A 17,830-nucleotide genomic window follows, 5' to 3' on the forward strand; every position below is an offset into this window, starting at 1 on the left:
GGTGTAGTCTCGGTGTCGCTCGACTCCACTCGACCGCGGCGGCGCATGGGATGCCCGCCCGTTACCTTCTTCGGAGAACCCCGTGACAGCACGCGTGTTCCACACCTCCGATTGGCATTTGGGGCGCCAAATCGGACGTCATCGACGCGACGCAGAGTTCGACGCCGTACTGAATGAGATCGTAGGTGTCGCAGCTGATTTCGCTCCTGACGTGATCGTTCACAGCGGAGACCTATTCGACGGTCATCGACCCAGTTTGGACGACATGCGCCGTGCCGCGCTGGCACTTCGACGGCTTGGCGACATCGCACCCGTGGTAGTCGTCGCGGGCAACCACGACACCCGGCACGTCCTGTCGTTCCTGGAATTCATGATCAGCGACCTGGGCGCCCGTACATGCACGGAATCCAGGGTGCGATTCGCGACCGACGCTCGTCCCGACGGCCTGCTGATCGCCGAGTATCCAGCAGCGGAAGGAGAATTGACGGTTCGGGTGGGTGGGCTGCCGTATCTGCACCCTAACCGGTTCGCCTACGACTTCTCTGACCCAGCGACGGCGACCGCGACCTACGCCGAACGGATGCGGGCCGTGCAGGCCGACGTCTACCGTTGCCTCGCTCACGACCGTGGTCCTCGGGACGTACTGGTGTACGCCGCACACCTGTTCGTTGAGGGTGCCACGCCGTCGCATTCCGAGCGAAAGATCTCCATTGGGCCGGACTTCGCTTCGAGTGCAATGGGGCTGCCGGAGGTCGACTATGGTGCGCTCGGTCATATCCATAAGCCACAACGAATCGACGGGGTCGGCTTCAGCGCGCGCTACGCGGGCAGTCCGCTTCAGATGGACTTCGGTGAGATAAGGGACACCAAGAGCGTGGTTCTCGCTGAGATCGCGCCTGGACGGGAACCTCGAATCGAGCTCGTGCCACTGGAGTCCGGCCGCCGCCTGGTGAGGCTCGCCGGAACGTTGGATCAGATTAGGGCGGATGCGAGCCGAGTCGGCGATGCGTGGGTGAAAGTCAGCGTCCACACTGACAGCCCCGTGCTCGGACTCTCGGAAACCCTCTCCGAGATGCTGCCCAAGGCGACGATCGTGGGGATCGACGAATACTGGCCAGGGGCCGAAAAGCAGATCATGGACAGGACCACGACTGCCGACGACCTCCCCAGTGTCGAAGAGATCCTGCGCGAGTACCTAGCAGACGGTCGCGTGGCAGGGCGAGCGCTGGACCACGTCATGGCCACCCTCGCTGACATTCAATCCGACCCTGACCCCGCCGACGGCACGCGCTGCTGCGAGATGAGCCTGCTGGCTGCCGCGATAGACGGCCATGCCCCAGAGAACATCGACCGCGCTGGCGTGCTGACAACCGGACACACGACAGATTCGGAGGCACTGCGATGAAGCCGGTCACGCTCTCCATGAAAGGGTTCCGCAGCTACCCGGAATCCGCGACCATCGACTTCGCTGGCAAGGGCTTGACCGCGGTACTCGGCGACACCGGAGCCGGGAAGAGCAGCATTCTCGAAGGGGTCACCTTCGCGCTGTTCAACAAGAGTTCGTGGGACGGCCGAGAGACGAAGCCTCTCATCGCCGACAAGGCCAGCGTCGGCAGCGTGGAACTCACCTTCATCCACGGTGGCGTCCGCTGGCGGGTGCACCGCACAATTCATGCCACCAATCCCAATGCCGGGCGACACCACCTGAAGAACCTCGATTCCGGCGAAGAAGTCGATGGCGCTACGGCGGTGACCAAGCGCATCGAAGGCATCCTGCAGCTGGGCTACGACACGTTCCTTCGAGTGGGACTGCTGCCACAAGGAAAGTTCGACCAGCTTCTGACCTCGAAGGCGAGCGAGCGCAAGAGGCACCTCCGTGAGCTGTTCGGCGCGGAATCGCTGGTGAAGGTCCAGGAAACCGCCCGGGACAGGGCGACGGACCTCGCAAAGCTTCTCGCAACAGCGACGGAGAAACGCAAGGGCATGTGGCGGGATCCGGCACAGACCGCAGCGGAATACGGCTCGAAGGCCTCGGTCGCTGAAGCATTGGCAGACCAACTGGACACGACCATCGGCACGATATCCGCACTGCAGGAGACGGTTTCGGCGGCTCATGCGGCAGCAATCGCGGCTCGGACTGCCACCGACAACCTCGCCGAAGGGATTGTGCATGAGGCGATCCCCACCCTGGACAAGCTGGGACCGATCGCCGAGAGAATAGGGCAACAACGGGCATCGCTCGTCGAGAGCGCTGCCGAGATCGACACTCGTGAGCAGAGTGTGGTCGAGCAGATCCGACTGCGTGAACAGGCAGGTGAGGGCCTTAGTTCGTTGGGCAACGCCGCAGGGATCTTGGCGCGCCTCGTTGAGCGCGCTGAAGGCCATCGCCAGGAGCGGCGAAGCCTCGACGACCGCACGACGACCCTGGCCGAGGAGTCCAGCCAAATCGCTGCCGATGAAGCCGAATTGAACGAGCGGAGCGAGAAGACTCAGCCACTCATCGACGCCGCCGACACGGCCGCCGCAGTCGGTGACGACGTCCGCAGCCGCGCCAACGAACTTCGAATGAAAGTCCGCGAGGCGCTCGAGGCGGCCTTCCATGTCGCCGAAACAACCAATGCGCGGCAGGAAGCCAACGACGAACTGGCAAGGGCCAACAAACTGTTCGCAGATCTCACGCAGGAACTCGTGGCCGCCAAGGACGCGGTCACCCTCGCGGAGGCGCGAAAAAGTGCACTGGAACTGCAGAATCGGGCCGCACTGATCGCCGCGGACATCCATCCCGGAGACGATTGCCCGGTCTGCCACCAGCAAGTACCGGATCCCTTCGAAGCGGGCGGGACCGCGACCTCGGACGAGATCCGCAAGGTCCAGACCGCGCTCGGCAAGGCCACGGCGCTGCGGGAGAAGATCAGCGACGACATCGCCGATGCCAAAGCCGCAGTCGCATCCGCTGAACGGACAGTCTCAATCAGTGCGAAGAAGCACCGTGACGCGGAGCTCGAAGCGCAACGATCCGCCGACGCGTCGTGCACGCAGCTCAAAGAGTTCGCCGCCGCAGCCGGTAAAGTCGGTGGATACTTCGACGCAGAATCCTGGGCGACGCTCACTGCCGCTCTGCAACTCGCCGTTCTGCCCAGCGACTCGGCACCGGACAAGACTGCGACAGACCCAATTATCGAGGCGATCGCCACGTGTGAGACGGCTGTCGCAGCCGACGTCAACCTGCAGCGCGACAGAGCGTCACAAGCCACCATCGGCATCGACGCCGACCGCAAGGCGCTAGTCGACCGACAGAAGGCCCATGTTTCGCGTGTCGACGAGGTTCAACAAGCGGAGGCCCGTGAGAACGCGGCGGTCGCCCGGACCGCAGCCGAGATCAACGGCCTGCCCGTCGGTCTCCGCAACATGCTGCCGAGCGAAGTGATCGACATCACTGCTGAATCCGTTCGCGAGGCAACCGCCGCAGTTGCCGCCTCGAACGCTGAAATGGAGAGTCTGGCCGAATCCCTCGAACGGGTACGCCGAGAGGCTGCTCATGTGCTCAACCAGCAGCGCCGACTGGACCAGGAAGCCAACCAGCTTCTGGACAATCCGCTGTCGGACCTGCGCAATGCGCTTGGCAACTGGGCAAGAGCGTTAGGTCGCGCGGTTGACTATCTCGAGGATGGCCACTGCCTAATTCCGGATGCCCCAAAGGGTCTCGGGATAGGTGACGCACGTGAGTTCGTCGCCAGACTGAACGACGCGACGGCTGCGGCCAACTCGAAGCTGACCGGTGCGAGCGCTGCTCACACTCTAGTAGCCAATAACGCCGTCGCCAGTATCAAAGTCGAGGTGGAGAAGCTGCCCGACATACCCGAGGTCGCGGCGACGGTCGACTGGACCGTGTCCCAGGCTGTTCGCCCGCTCATCGTCGCGATGGCGAATGCACGCAAGGATGCCGAACGGTTGCGTGCGGCACAAGGCGAGGCCGCAGCGCAGGTACAGCAGGCAGCCGACCTCGACTTCGCGATCGCCGCCGGCCAGGCTCGCCACGCAGCCCTCGAAGTACTCAAGAGGGAATTGGTTGACGCAAAGTTCCTGGGCCACCTAACCACTCTGAACACCAAGACGCTCCTCGGAATCGCCAGTTCGCTGCTCGGGAAACTGACCGAGGAGCAGTTCGGCTTCGCCCCCAACTGCGACATCGTCAGTCGCGGCAGTCAAGTAGCGCACAGCGCCAATCGACTGTCTGGAGGTGAGAAGTTCCTGGCCTCGTTGGCGTTGGCTCTCGCCCTGGCCGAACTGCATTCGCTCAGCGGGCCCCGACTCGGGTCTCTGTTCCTCGACGAGGGCTTCGCGACGCTGGACACCGAGGCATTGCATTCGGCTCTCGAAGTCTTGCGGACTCAGACCGGTGAGGACCGGATGGTCATGGTGATCAGCCACCTGCACGCAGTCGCGGAAGCCGTCGACGAGGTGCTGTGGGTCGAGCGGCCGACGGGCGGCAGCTCGACGGCACGGTGGCTCACCGTTGATGAGCGTGATGCGCTGATTAACGCCGACCTCGCCAGCGGCCTGCAGTCGCTGACGTAGCGCGCTGATCCCGCGGCGTACGGTCTTGGAGGGTTTCTAATCTGAAGTCGCCGAGGTGGCTCTGTCCGCCATCTGCGACGGCACATGTTCACGAACACCGACGGAGACACCCAACTGGCGGGTTCGATGTTCACGAATGTCGACAGCACCAAGCCTTGATCCGGCCTGCTCGTATAATGCAGCGCCGCAATGGTTTTCGAGCCACTGGCCGTCCTCGGTCCGTTGGGGTGTTGTCGACGTTCGCGAACAGCCGGGTGTGACGGCGCTGGTATATCCGAGGGCCTCACTCACGCTCGCCGCGCGGGGCGGGGAGGGTTACCCATGCGGCTCGGCATAGCCAGGTAGGAGGAGGGGTCGTCCCCGGGATTCACTTGGAGCCGAAAACCTGCTCATGCACGAGCACGCTCAGCTCGTCGAATGTGTCGACCCCGCTGTGGATTTCGTCGGATCCGACCCTTGGCAACTCATGAACGCCATCCTCGGCGATGGTTTTTTCGACGTCGTTGAGTCGGGATGCCTGCGAGGATATCGTCGGTCTGGTTGAACGCGATCACCGCTTCCATGCAAATCGCCGCCGAGGGCACTGACTTCGGAAGATGTCGGCCCGGCCTTGGCGTTAGGCCCACTCGTTGCCGTTGACGCTCAGCTAGGCGTTGTAAGGCTCCCTTGTGTTTCACGAGACAATCTCAGGTCATCGAGCGCAGCGCCGAGTGTCCGAGCGCGGCGAGAAGCTCATGAATGGCTCAAGAGCAATTCGTAGACGGCCCGGCTGCGTCCGGGCCCTTTGTAGTCGGTGATGACTGAGACACCGTCGATCTGGTGGTCGCCGGGTACGTTGACGAATCCGAGGGTGGTCCATGTGGCGTGTGCTGCGTGGTTTTCCGGCTCGGATGTCAGGTATATCCGCTGACAGTCCCATTTTTCGGCTTGGGTGCGGATGTTGTTCAGGAGCGCTCGGGCGATGCCGCGTTGCCGGTGCTCGGGATGGATCATGACGTCCTGAATGTAGACCTCTGCCGGGTTGTCTTGGCTGCGGAACGCGATCACGGCGCCGGTGATGGTGTTGTCCTCGTCGGTCATGACGGGGCAGGTGGAGGAGAACAGTTCGGCGTAGAGCCAGTAGTCGGACAGGCCGCGGGCGCGGATGTAGGGCTCGCCGAGTTCCATGAGGTGGTGGATGTCGTTGATGTGCTGGACGTGCAGAGGCGTGATGATCATGTGCGCTCCTGTGCATGGATTTTTCGGACGATGCTGGTCAACTGGTATGTAAGGTCGGCGGGGGCGACGGCGTCGGCGATGCTGCGGCCGATGATGGCGATGTCCCAGTGGGGGCTGTCGGTGAGTTCGTCGTCGGCGGTGCTGAATCCGCCGGATACCGCGACGGGGAGCTGGCTGCAGTTGCGGATCGTTTGGGCGGTCGCGAGCGGGTGGTCGCTGCCGACGCCGAGGTCGATGTTGGTGGTGACGGCGAAGCCGTCGATTCCAGTGCGTTCCATGTCGCGGAGCCACGCGGTGTTGACGTGGGCGCGTGGTGTGTCGAGGACGAGCGCGACGCCGAGGCGGCGTGCGGCGGTCACTGCGGCGGAGACGCTGGCAGTGGATGCTGGGCCGATGAGGAGCACGACGTCGGCGCCGGCTTCGGCGGCGAGTTCGACTTGGTCGCGGCCCCAGTCGGCGGACATCATTTCGGCCACAACCGTCGTATCGGGTGCGGCGCGTTTGATCGCGGCGATCGCCCCGACGCCAGAGCGTTTGATCAAAGGGTCGCCGACCTCGATGAAATCGGTTCCGGCGTCGACAGCGGCTCGGGCGATCGTGACAGCACGGTCGAGCGAATGGACGTCGAGAGCGACCTGGAGGGATCTGCGGCCGCGCCGGCGCCGGTACTGTTCGCGGACGCTTTCTATGTCCGACTGAGCGTACCGTTGTCGAGTTGCGCGGGCCTCATGGGTGGTGAGCCAGTGCGTGGATGATTCGCCTTGAGCGATGAGGGATTGTTCGAGGTCAGGCGGAAGCGTGATCCAGCCGGTCTGCATTTCTCTGAGCAACCCGAAGAGGGCGTCGTCCACCGCTGCCGACGGCTCGAGGCTGCTGTCGGTGCCCAGTAGACGGATTCGTGTCAGGAGTTTGTTTGCCGACGCTGGCGGCGTAGCCCAGTCCGTTTCGCTGGCAGCAGTGGCGATAACGGTGCTGGTGAGCGTGGGATCCGGTAGCGGCGTTCGTGTTCCGGACAGGAGTCCCTGCACGGCACGTTCGCGGACGTGCCAGTTGCGATCGGTGAGCAGAGTTCGCAGGCAAGTCAGCGCTGAGGTGGTGTCGACCGTTCCGACTACATGGGCGACGGCTGCTCGGACTTTGTAGTCGTCGTCGCGAACGAGTCGGTCGACGATCCGGCCGACGTGCACTCGGGCGATTGTGCGGTGTCCAAGTAGCGCTTCGGCGAGCGCGGCGCGTACCCGCCAATCCAGATGCGTCAGAAGCTGTTCGAGAAGGTCTCCGCCGTCGTGGCCAGCTGTGGTGAACAGATCGAAGTGGCGGGCGACAAACGCGGCTTCCCCCACATGGTCGAGATCGATGCCGTCGAGTATGCGGCTGCTGATCCGAATATCGAGGATATGTTCGATATGGCTGGCGATGTCTTCCCACATCTGCGCGCCATGGATCTGGAGTTGCTTGATCACCCAGTGGGCGTGCTGATCGGCAAGCCCTGCGGCAAGATTCGGTGTGGCAAACAGGGCACGGGCGAGCTGGCGTGCCGGGGCCTGGTTGCAGCGGTGCGCGCAGGCGCGCAGAACATCATCGGAGACGGATATGCCTTGTGCCGCTGCTGATTCGATCAACATAGGCAGCGCGACATCTGCAGCGGTCGATGGTGCCAGAGCGATCATGTCAATGAGGTTCGGCGCGGATGTGCTCAGGGCGCAGACGACGAAATCGAATACGCCTTGCACCACTGCGGACCGGGTGGCGTGCACGGCGAGTTCGTTGAAGGCGGTGACTGTCGCCGCGGATCGGCCGCGCGCGGTCATCTCCTCGACGATCCGGGTCGCCAGGAAATACTCGCGGAATACGTCATGGCTGAACCGAATTCCTCCGCCGGGCGCCTGCTCGACGACCGGCACTGCAGCTCGTCGGAGATCGATGGGGGAGGGGTCGCTGGGGACCAGTACCGCATCGGTCAGCGACTCGGGGATGACGTCGGGCATGAGTTCACACGCGATCTGCGTCAGATGGTTGATGACAACCTCGACAGGGTGTCCGCCGCGGGCGAGAAGTGTTCGTAGGCAATGATCGACCAGATGAAACGCCCCGTTGACCTCGGCGCCTGCCTCTGCGGAATCTTCTGCACTACACAGCATTTGCATGTACAGGGGGATTCTCGCGAGCGATTGCACCGACTCCGGCAGGACCGTGAACGGCACATGATCGTCGTGGCGCTGCTGTTCCCACACCTGCCGGGCCTCGGCCGGGGTCCACGCAGTCAGTGCGTATGAGGCCGCGCTTGCGGTACCCGGGGGGCCGAAGGTTGCTGCTGCTAGGACCGGGTAGGCCGAAAGATCGAGTTCCGGCGGGGTGCGGGCGACGATGACGAAGCGCAGATTCTTCGAATTCGCCTGTCGCAGAATGCTGTCGACCTGGCGGCCGACAACGACGAGTTGATTGTCGGAGTCGACTCCGTCGATGACGACGACACATGGATGGTCGAGCGAGCCAGATGCCTGTTCCAGACTGAGCAGGGCGTCGTCTCCGCTGCTTAAAGAGGCGTATCGGAGTATCTCGGTGGCGAGGTCGGTGCTGGTCGGGTTCCACGTTGAGCAGGTGTGGAATTGGAAATCGGCTTTGGTCGACATTGTGTGTGCCACGTGCTGGGTGAATCGGGTTTTCCCGCTCCCGGCGCGTCCGGCTAGTACGAAGGCCCTGGCCGGGGAATCGAGGAACTGTTCGAATCGCTCGACGGCGGCTCGATCCGGCCGGTAGCTCGCTTGTGTGAGGTCCGATCCGACGGCATCGAGAAGCACTGTTGTCCGCTGCCTGGAGCGATCACCGAGATACGCTCGCGCTGATGGCCCCTGCGCCTGTGCTTCCGCAGGCGTCGTCGGCTTGTCGGGCGTCTCGGTTCGCAGGATGAGTTCGAACCGATCGCCTACTTCGGGTCCGGACCGGGTGAGGTCCATGTCGAGGATCTGCTGGGTCTCGTTCCGCAGCCTTGCGTCGGCGCCCCGACGCTCCCAGTTCGATACGGCGGCGTCGTTGATTCCGAGATGGGCTGCGAACTCCCGGACGCTCATTCGTTTGGCCTCGCGCAGGGCACGTGCCTCCCGCCCGGTCCACCGCGCCACCACCGAACCCATACGCCGAATCATCCCCCATCCGTATCCGTCGTCCTCGCGCACCTACGGTAGCCGTTCGACCACAGAACTAGGGCACAACTAGGACGACGGCCCCTGTTCGCGGCGCTTCGCCCATGACAGCGTGAATGTATTCGCTCCGAACAGCTGGCACGTCCAGTCCGTGAAGAGCGCAGACCCCCTGGATGGTGTGAATAGCGTTGGGGCGCAACCTGGATCGAAGGGAGTTCCGCTCGTGGTGTACGCGATGGCTCGTCCGCCACAGGCGGCGGTGATCGTCGCTGGCCCGTTCTTTCGCGGCGGACGTTCGGGCGGTTCGACACCCTCCCCGCAGCCAGAAGACGCTGCCAGCGCTGCACTCCTCAGACCGCTCGCATGCCCGAAAGGTGCCCGAACGCAATGCCTATGCTGCCGATGCATCAGCACCCGCTTGTCGTTGCGGCGCTGCGAATGGCGCGCACCAGGTATGCGGGCCACTACAACCAGGTGACCGGCACTACCGCCCTGGCGCATGCGGTCGCTGTGGCCAATACGATCGGTGATCACGCCCCCGGGGCGGAGCCGGAGTGGATCGCCGCTGCCCTGCTGCACCGAGCCGGTGAGATCCATCCGCCAGCCGATGGCGCCGACCTCGACGAACTGGCAACCGGATGCTCTGCCCACGATATCGCATGCCTGATGACCATGCTGGGCTCGGCCGGGCCGATGACCAACGTGATTACAGCCGCCGAGAACTCGGTGACACTGACCGCGATTCTCGATCGAGCGGCTACCAGCGGTGATGAAGCGTCGTACTGGGCTGAGCATCCGGAGTTGTCCGCGCTGATCAGCGAGTGTCGTCGCTTCCATGCCAGTGCTGCACCCACAGTGCCCGACAGCCTCGCGGATCTGCTGGACGCTCTGATCACTCGCGCCGAGGCAGGCAGTAGACCGCAAGACACCGATCCATTAGTTGCACAATCGCGAAAACACTTGGAACACAGGCTATTTCACGATAGAACCGGCGGCGTGGCGCCAGGGTGAACATATGGGGTCCGCTACTAGACTGCCTGGCTGGAGACGGCCGTACGTGCCGTCGCAGAGCTGGGCTCGGTCTGGCCGCTCGCTCATTGCACGCCACCTTGATTCCATGATTCGTAGGAAGGATTGCCCCTGATGCCCGAGAAGGTCGTCAAGGAGAAGGTACTGGTTTACGTCGTTCGCGACGGGAGGCTGCTGGTGTTCCGGCACACCGACTACTCGTGGGAGGAAGTCGGGATCCAGGTGCCCGCCGGCAGCATTCGCGCCGGGGAAACGCCCGAGGATGCGGCGCTGCGCGAAGCGCGGGAGGAGACCGGGCTGTCGGAGTTCAAGGTCGTACGCAAGCTCGGAGAAGCCGAGTACGACATCAGCCCCTATCGGTTCGAGATCCAGCACCGGCACTTCTTTGAGCTGGAGTTGTGCCAGGACGCGACGGACCGGTGGGCAAGCCAGGAAGACCACGACGGCGAGTCAGAGCCGACACGGTTCGAATGCTTCTGGATTCCGCTCGAAGCCGCCCACGTCCTGCAATCGGGACAGGGCGCTCTGCTCGGCCGCCTCGTCGACTGAGCAGACCACAAGCCACCGATTCTGGTTGGGAGTGAGCCCTGTGAACGGGGACAACGACAGCGCGTACTTGACGATGACGCAAACCGGAACCGAGACAGCGGTGTCGGTCATCCTCAAGCTGCGCGGAGAGACCTGCGACATCGACTGTCTCTACTGCTACGAGAAACGCAAAGAATCCCCAGGCGGCGCCCGTATCAGTGTTGAGGACATCGCGCGGTTGCCGCAGCTGTTCGGCGGACGTCGGTTGGTGGTGGAGCTGCACGGCGGGGAACCCCTGACCGCCGGGCAGCCCTACCTGCGTGAGGTGCTCGCGGCCTTGGCCGAACAGCCGCTGGTGCAACGCGCGACGTTGCAAACCAACGGAATCCGCCTCGATGATTCGTGGTTGGACCTGTTCGACAAGGTGTATCCCGAACTGCGGATCGGGATCTCCCTCGACGGCGACCGCCGCGGAAACATCTGGCGCGTCGGCTACGACGGCGAGGAAATCTACCCCGCCATCGTCGCCGCACTGGACCGATGCGGTGCCCGCGGCCGAAAGGTCGGCATCATCACCGCGGTGACCCCTGCCGTACTCGGCCGGGCGGCGGCCGTTCTGGATCATCTGACGAGCTTCCCCGCAGTGGACGCGATCAGTTTCGTCCCTTGCTTCGATTCATTGATCACGAAACAGACCGCCACCGCGGGCTACCGGACCTCACCCAGTCGGATTTCGCAGCGCGCCAACATATCCGATGCAGGACCGGCATGGGCGATCACCCCCGACGAGTACACCGATTTCGTTCTCGCCGCCGCGGTGCGGTGGGTGCACGGCGGCGCGCACCGCAGAGTGAAACTGGAGCCGGTCGTCTCGGCGATTCGGCGGCTGCGAGGCGCTGACACCGGGTTCTGCCACTTCTCCAACCTCAAGTGCGACCATGTGTTCACCCTCTATCCCGACGGCAGGTTCGGCAGCTGCGACGAATTGCCCTGGCCCGACGCACAATTAGGCCAGCTACCCGAGTTCTCGGCAGCACGGGAGGTCGCCGCGGCGCAGCGGCAACTTCCGCTGTTGGTGAAGGGCCGGTCCCTGACCGGCAAATGCGCTACCTGTCGCTACCGAAACAGCTGTGGCGGCGGCTGTTTGGCTACGCGGCTGCGTGCTGTCGCCGCCGTCGGCAGTGACGAGGACTACTGCCGATATCGGATGCGGCTGATCGACGGTGTCGCGGCCCTGATCGCCACCCCCGCCACTCCTTCGGCCGTATTCTGCCGACGGGTGCATGCGCGTCCTCGACAGATCAACGCAATGGCAGATGTCGCCGGGTTCCTCGCCCGCTGGCTTGACCCGCAGGCTCCCCACCAGCCCGTACGGTTGGAGGTCAGCACGCACGGCAACGTCAACACCGTCGGCGCCCCGGGCACGCACGAGGCCGATGATCTGGATCCGCTGCATCCGCTGTGGCGTGAGGCTATCGAACCCGGCGTATGGCCGCTGGTCGAGGCGATCACCACCGGGTGGGGGTTGGTGACCTACGACAGCTGCCAGGGCCATCCCTACACCGGACTGGCGCTCACCCCGGCCGAACGTCGCGTCGGGATCCTTCCCCGGACCGCCGACGAATACGCCACCGTCGCCACCGCGCTGTGCCGCGCCGTCGGCTCGATCGAATCCCGTGCGCCGGAATCGATTCAGGTCGTCATCGGCCGCGCCGACCTGTCGTGCACCACGACCGACGCCCGGTTCCCGGTGCTGGATGTGCGGTTCGAACGCACCGAGGGCTACGACTGGACTACCTACTTCGCCGACCTCGATACCGCGACCTCCGTGATGGTGGATGCGCTTACCTCCACGTCACTGGACGCTCTTATCGAATGTGGTTGCAGCACAGCGCCTCACGCCGATGGCGGCGCGGCATGAACGTCGATGAGATGATCACCGTGCACCAACTCCTCGGCCGGATCGCCTACTTCCACATCGCATTCATCGAACCCGCCCTAGCCAACAAACCGCGGGCAGCGCCCCCAACGCCGGTCCAGCCCTGCTGTCACCACCACCTCGACAGGGCAGAACAAAACACGCCCTTGTCGCCAGACCTGGCTGATACCGCGTGGGCGGTGCCGATTGATATCGCCACCTCGCTAGGGGTACGCATGTGTCGGCCCGAACTGATCTCCTGCTGCGCGCACTGCCTGATCCAGCACAGCGCCGCGGCGCTCGCCGACGCCTGGCTCGAGGTCGAGACCACCACCTACGCCGATCTCGCACCGCCCCCGCAGCAACGCGCCCGATGGTGCGCGAGGATCGGCGCCCAGCTCGCTATGGTCTTCGACGAGGAGTTCGGCGGCGCCTGCGGCCTCGAACATCCGGATATCCGCTGCGGCGATGATCCACCGAGAGACCGGTTTCCCCTGGTCTGCGAACTAATGACGCTCTGGCATCGGCCGATCGGGCATGAGCCGGTGACCAGCTGGCTCAACCATTGCGCCGACCTCGGCGACATCACCCGAGTCGTACACACCTGGAGGGGACATGAACGAGGCATCGTTGATCGGACTCGGTGAAACTCTGGCCATCGGCAGCATCGAAGAATTTCTCACCACCGCCGACGACCGCCAGCTCATCGCCATCATGGACGACTACCTGGCCAGCGCCGACCGCGCTGAACTCGAACACAACCGGACCATGTCGATCCACGAAATCCCCGGCCACAGCACCCAGGAGGCGATGTCGGTCTACGAGCCCGCCGGACGACTCGAGATCCCCGACATCCCCGCAGCGGCCGAGAAGATCCTGCAAAACGCCTTCGAACGAGCCGAACCAACCCTGGCACGAATCCTGCCGTCGGTGACCTCGTGCCGACCGTGGACATACGTGGAATACAGTGCCGGACAACACATCACACCGCACCTGGACGGAATCGCCCCCGACCCCCGGCGTTGGCCCCGCCAGATCGCGGGCATCGGCGTCAGCATCGGTGCGCGATGCGATGGCGGGCACTTCTACGTCGAGACCACCTCCGATCCCCGGTTGTGGAACCTCGCCCTGCCCTCGGCCTGCCCCGGATACGCGCCGGGGATGATGTTCGCCCACGACGGCGCGGACAACTCCTCGCCCTGGTTCCGGGAAATGGCACGCACCCGCTGGAGCGTCGATCCCGAACCCGGCACCGCCCTGATGTACGGATCACAGCTCACCCACGGCACGACCCCGGTAATCACCGGCCGCGCCCGCAAATTCATCAGCTGGCTATTCGCCGATGCCAACTGACATCTCGCTTCGGAGAAACCATGCTGATCGCCCTCGAAGGTGCCGCCGGCACAGGCAAATCCACGCTCCGTGATCGAATACTCACCCGCGCGGCCGACCGCGGCATCGCAATCACCCACCTCGGCCAGTTCTCGTGGCTGTCACTGCCAGCCACACGAACCTTGGTCGCGCTACGCGCCGGTCACGCCCTTATCGATGAAAACACCGCCACCACAGCAGTTCTCGACGATCTGGTCCTGCACGCCCGGCACAATATCGGCCCCGCCGCCCGAGCACAGCATGTCGTCACCGACCGACTCATCCTCTCCTCGGCATGTCTGCTCGCCGCCACCCACACTCGCCCCGTCGAGCACTACCTCAGCACCCTAACGGCAGCATCCGGTGTCCAACCGGATCTCACCGTCGTGTTGACCACCCCACCCGAGATCCGCCGCCGCAGACTCGCCACCAGACCTACCGCTGCCCGCCCCTGCGATGCCCCAGACGTTGCCCTCGAACAGCACCGCCTCTACAAGCAGGCCGCAAATGCCTGGCAGCACACGGTCAACCGCCCGCTCTGGCGCAGACGACTGCTCACTCCCCGCGACACCGACCGCGTTGCCGACGAGATCCTCGACCACCTGCACCCGCCCATCCCGGGAGCGTTGTAATGGAACTGCACCCTCTGCATCCGGCGCGATGGGTCCTGGACCAACTTCGCCGCCACGACTGGCACATACAAGACCTCCTCGCCTTCACCCGCTCGAGCACCCTGGTCCTCGCGCACCGCGACGGAGAGGAACCGGTCGTGGTGAAGGCCGGATTCGGCAGCAACCACGTGCTCGCCGCGATGCCCGAACACGATCGGCCCGCCGCTTACGGCTTCTACTGGTACCAGCAGATGAGCCCCGCCGAACGAACCATGGCTCGCAGCGACTTCCGCCACGAACGCGACCTCGCCCGCGAATGCACCGGAGCAGCCCACATGGTCCCGCTGCTCGCCGAAGGCCACTGTGAGGACTTCGACTGGTACACCATGCCGCACTATCCCGACGGCAACTTCGCCACCCTTATGGCCGCCACCGGAACCGAACCATCGGCACTCGCCGGGCAACTATCCATCCTGGCCGACATCGCCGAAGGACTCGCTGAACTCCACAGCCGCGGAGTCGTACACCGCGACGTCTACCAAGAGAACATCCTGATCGACCACGGACGCGGCCTCATCACCGACCTCGGCGCCGCCCGCCGCCTCCACACCCCACACGGTCCCCGCTACCGCGGCCCCGAAGTCCACTGGCCACCCGAATACCTCACCGACTACCAGACGGCCGGACCGGCCGCCGACGTATTCAGCCTGGCGGTACTCACCCATCGAGTGCTACTCGGCGACATCCCCCGACTCGCGGTACCCCCATCCTTCGCGAGCATCCCCGACCCCTTGACCACTGCGCTCCCATCCGCACTCTCACACACCCCGGCAGACCGGCCAAGCATGACGGAATTCCGAAATGCGCTGCAGCGGGCCGCCATCCGCGCCACCACGGCGAAAACGCCGTGACCGATCCAGGACAGGAGAACGCCAATCAGACAACACCAGAGACAACGCTGACAACGTATTAGATTGCAACAGAATGGATTTCACAACAATGGCCAACATGACCGATGAGATGACCGACTTCCTGCAGGCGGTCGAGGAACTGCGTGCGGACGACTCTCGGATCCGCACCACCGCTCACACCTCCAGCATCATCTCCGACGGCTGGACCGTCGCCGAGCGGTAAACGACGCCGCAGAGAACTGCGCGGTGACTGCGGCGGCGCACATGCCACCGCAGTCACCGCGCTGACCACAGCCAGAACGGAAAGAGGTGCCCGAGTGAACGAGTTGGATGCGATCTTCGAACTTCCCCGCATCACCATGCTTCATCGTTCCCGAACCGACACCATCCAGCGGCTCGTCGGAGCTGTCGGCGCTGGTGTCAGCCAGGATCCTCATCTCGAGATGAACTACGCCCTCGCCCACCATTGCCTCGAAGGCGCAGAACAAGCCGCTCGCACCGGGGACCAGGACCGATTCGCGTGGTACCGCGCCGCAACCATCGCCCCACCAGCAGCATGGTTCGAATCCACCTCTCGCGGACCGAAAGTCATCCAGGATCCAAACCGCGCCGGTATGCACGCCTCGCCCATCGCCGAAACCCCGTACTACCTACTCGGCCCCGAAACCCAGGCGGCGCCCCCAGGTCTGGTCGAACTCACCGACCAGGCCCTGCGCATAGCCGCAGAGCATGGCTTCGGCCAACTCGTTGACAACCACGCACCCATCGTGTGCTTGCTCGAAACCAAAAGCCCCGACGCCACTCTCAACAGCTGGACCATCAGCCGGCTACCGGGCACCGTGTTCCTCGATCACACCGCGGACCCGTCCATCCTGGCCAGAGACATAATCCACGAAGCCGGCCACAACTGGCTCAACGACGCACTCGCGGCCACCGGCACCACGATCAGCGACGAGGTCAGTTTCTACTCACCATGGAAGAAGACTCAACGTCCCGCGTTCGGCCTGCTCCACGCCTGCTGGGCGTTTCCGCTCACCATGCTCTTCGCGACCCGCGCGGCCGCCACCGCGGCGGAGCCGAGCCGCCAGATTCTCGCCGCCTACCTAGCCCAGCAGTGCGACACACTAGCCACGGTCAACGAAATCCACGAACAAGCACTACATCTGGTCACCGACGCCGAACTGCGAGAACGGCTCGGCGCCATCTATGCCGCCGCATCGACGATCGCATCGCCCGCAAAGACAGCCTGAAACCGCCGTCATGGCCGAACCGCCTGCATCATCGGCGTTGCGCGCCACGGGCGGCGGTCATAGACCACCCGAAAGACAACGACTCCGGCTGCTGTAGCAAGCGGTAGGTGTCGTGGGCGGCGATCGGAGGCGGAACGGCACGTCCCTCGGTGGCATTGTCACAGATCGGCAGGATCGCCTTCCGGAGCCATCACGCGTCGGCCCCGAACTCGGGACCTGTCAGATAGATGAGGAGGAGCGTGAACACGCAGCAACTGACTCGGGGAGATGGCGGTATGGATTGGGTGCGGTTGGGCGCCGAATTGGATGCGGTGTCGCTGCGATACGCGCAGCGGCACGGGTTTCGTCGGACCGGCGAATGGCTGATGCTGAAGGTCGCCGAGGAAGCGGGCGAGTTGGTGCAGTGGTTTCTGGCCGCGTCCCGGCAAGGCCGCCCGCGCGGCAAATCACCTGCCGAGCTCGAGGAGGCGGTCGATGACGAGATCGCGGACGTGATCTGTCATGCCCTGCTGTTGGCGCACCACCGCGGCACCGATGTCCAGGCGGTGATCGACCGAAAATGGCTGCATCGCACGGACAATCATCCAGAAGCACCGGCAGTGACGATGGTGGCCGAGGATCCCGACCTTCCATGCGCCGAGGTGGGGGAGCCGGTGCGGATTGTTGAACGCGTGCCGACGGTCGTCGAGTACCGCGCACTGCGCGCCTCGGTCGGCTGGAGGGCCCCGGCAGCCTCCGACTGCGAGTCCGCGTTGGCCGCTTCGCTGTACAGCGTGGTAGCCGAGATCGACGGGACGGCGGTCGGGATGGCCCGGGTAATCGGCGATGGCGTGTATGCGGTCGTTGTGGATGTCGTCGTCACCGATGGCTACCAGCGGTGCGGCATCGGCGGATCGATGATGGATTCGATTGTCGGCTGGGCGACTCGGAGCCGGATCGCCCACATTGGCCTGGTCGCCGACGATGCGGTGGCCGGGTTCTACGATCGATGGCCGATGCGTGCCACCGGGCAGTTCTTGCGGCTGGACGGCGTTGAGGGGAACTGAACGCGCCTGGCCTGAACACAAGTGTTCTCGCGCCAGCGGCGAGCACCCGCTACAGCAGCGCGCGCGGCACCTCGACGGACACGGGGTGGTGTTGCTGTCTGGTTCCGGCGTCGGGGAAGAGCACAGCAGGCAGTGGCGGCCCAGCGCAGGAAGTCGGTCGTACTTCGCCTCACCGATTGTCGGCTGGCCGACCTCGCTGCCGAGGGCAGCTACGACGCACGACGCTG

Annotated in this window: 14 protein-coding genes; 12 read left to right on the forward strand and 2 right to left on the reverse strand. The window is 64.4% G+C overall.

Annotation, left to right across the window (positions count from 1 at the left end):
• Positions 1 to 94: 94 nt before the first annotated feature.
• Entirely contained in the window at positions 95 to 1,405 is a 1,311-nt protein-coding gene (locus ACHQ4I_RS09210; protein WP_420771305.1) for a metallophosphoesterase family protein, read from the forward strand.
• Complete coding sequence (locus ACHQ4I_RS09215; protein ID WP_420771261.1) at positions 1,402 to 4,578, forward strand: AAA family ATPase; 3,177 nt, start codon at positions 1,402 to 1,404, stop codon at positions 4,576 to 4,578. Before ACHQ4I_RS09210 ends, ACHQ4I_RS09215 begins: the two co-directional genes overlap by 4 nt.
• Positions 4,579 to 5,310: 732 nt before the next feature.
• On the opposite strand, the gene ACHQ4I_RS09220 is transcribed toward ACHQ4I_RS09215, so the two are convergent.
• Complete coding sequence (locus ACHQ4I_RS09220; protein WP_420771262.1) at positions 5,311 to 5,796, reverse strand: GNAT family N-acetyltransferase; 486 nt, start codon at positions 5,794 to 5,796, stop codon at positions 5,311 to 5,313.
• Positions 5,793 to 8,942 carry an orotidine 5'-phosphate decarboxylase / HUMPS family protein gene (locus ACHQ4I_RS09225; RefSeq protein ID WP_420771263.1) on the reverse strand — a complete coding sequence of 1,050 codons (3,150 nt, stop codon included), beginning with the start codon at positions 8,940 to 8,942 and terminating at the stop codon, positions 5,793 to 5,795. The genes ACHQ4I_RS09220 and ACHQ4I_RS09225 overlap by 4 nt, the downstream gene beginning before the upstream one ends.
• 384 nt (positions 8,943 to 9,326) lie before the next feature.
• Here ACHQ4I_RS09225 and ACHQ4I_RS09230 point away from each other — a divergent pair, with 384 nt between their 5' ends.
• The 10 genes from ACHQ4I_RS09230 to ACHQ4I_RS09275 all read left to right on the forward strand — a co-directional run bounded on the left by ACHQ4I_RS09230 (position 9,327) and on the right by ACHQ4I_RS09275 (position 17,603).
• The gene (locus ACHQ4I_RS09230; protein WP_420771264.1) at positions 9,327 to 9,950 is read left to right on the forward strand and encodes a hypothetical protein; all 624 of its coding nucleotides are present in this window, start codon (positions 9,327 to 9,329) and stop codon (positions 9,948 to 9,950) included.
• A gap of 132 nt (positions 9,951 to 10,082) precedes the next feature.
• Positions 10,083 to 10,517 carry an NUDIX hydrolase gene (locus ACHQ4I_RS09235; RefSeq protein WP_420771265.1) on the forward strand — a complete coding sequence of 145 codons (435 nt, stop codon included), beginning with the start codon at positions 10,083 to 10,085 and terminating at the stop codon, positions 10,515 to 10,517.
• Positions 10,518 to 10,557: 40 nt separating this feature from the next.
• A complete protein-coding gene (locus tag ACHQ4I_RS09240) occupies positions 10,558 to 12,417 on the forward strand; it encodes a radical SAM protein (protein WP_420771266.1) in 1,860 nt (619 codons plus the stop codon).
• Positions 12,414 to 13,061 (forward strand): hypothetical protein, encoded by a 648-nt coding sequence (locus ACHQ4I_RS09245; protein WP_420771267.1) that lies wholly within the window; start codon positions 12,414 to 12,416, stop codon positions 13,059 to 13,061. The genes ACHQ4I_RS09240 and ACHQ4I_RS09245 overlap by 4 nt, the downstream gene beginning before the upstream one ends.
• Entirely contained in the window at positions 13,030 to 13,767 is a 738-nt protein-coding gene (locus ACHQ4I_RS09250; RefSeq protein ID WP_420771268.1) for a hypothetical protein, read from the forward strand. The genes ACHQ4I_RS09245 and ACHQ4I_RS09250 overlap by 32 nt, the downstream gene beginning before the upstream one ends.
• Before the next feature lie 20 nt (positions 13,768 to 13,787).
• Positions 13,788 to 14,417 carry a nucleoside/nucleotide kinase family protein gene (locus ACHQ4I_RS09255; protein ID WP_420771269.1) on the forward strand — a complete coding sequence of 210 codons (630 nt, stop codon included), beginning with the start codon at positions 13,788 to 13,790 and terminating at the stop codon, positions 14,415 to 14,417.
• Positions 14,417 to 15,307 (forward strand): protein kinase domain-containing protein, encoded by an 891-nt coding sequence (locus tag ACHQ4I_RS09260; protein ID WP_420771270.1) that lies wholly within the window; start codon positions 14,417 to 14,419, stop codon positions 15,305 to 15,307. Before ACHQ4I_RS09255 ends, ACHQ4I_RS09260 begins: the two co-directional genes overlap by 1 nt.
• 97 nt (positions 15,308 to 15,404) lie before the next feature.
• Positions 15,405 to 15,530 (forward strand): hypothetical protein, encoded by a 126-nt coding sequence (locus tag ACHQ4I_RS09265; protein WP_420771271.1) that lies wholly within the window; start codon positions 15,405 to 15,407, stop codon positions 15,528 to 15,530.
• Between the two features lie 94 nt (positions 15,531 to 15,624).
• On the forward strand, positions 15,625 to 16,557 hold the full coding sequence (locus tag ACHQ4I_RS09270) for an aKG-HExxH-type peptide beta-hydroxylase (protein ID WP_420771272.1): 933 nt from the start codon (positions 15,625 to 15,627) through the stop codon (positions 16,555 to 16,557).
• Positions 16,558 to 16,796: 239 nt separating this feature from the next.
• The gene (locus ACHQ4I_RS09275) at positions 16,797 to 17,603 is read left to right on the forward strand and encodes a GNAT family N-acetyltransferase (RefSeq protein ID WP_420771273.1); all 807 of its coding nucleotides are present in this window, start codon (positions 16,797 to 16,799) and stop codon (positions 17,601 to 17,603) included.
• The last annotated feature ends 227 nt before the right edge of the window (positions 17,604 to 17,830 follow it).

Origin of the sequence: Nocardia nepalensis (assembly GCF_048910785.1) — a bacterium.
In the GTDB taxonomy this organism is placed as follows: Bacteria; Actinomycetota; Actinomycetes; order Mycobacteriales; family Mycobacteriaceae; genus Nocardia; species Nocardia nepalensis.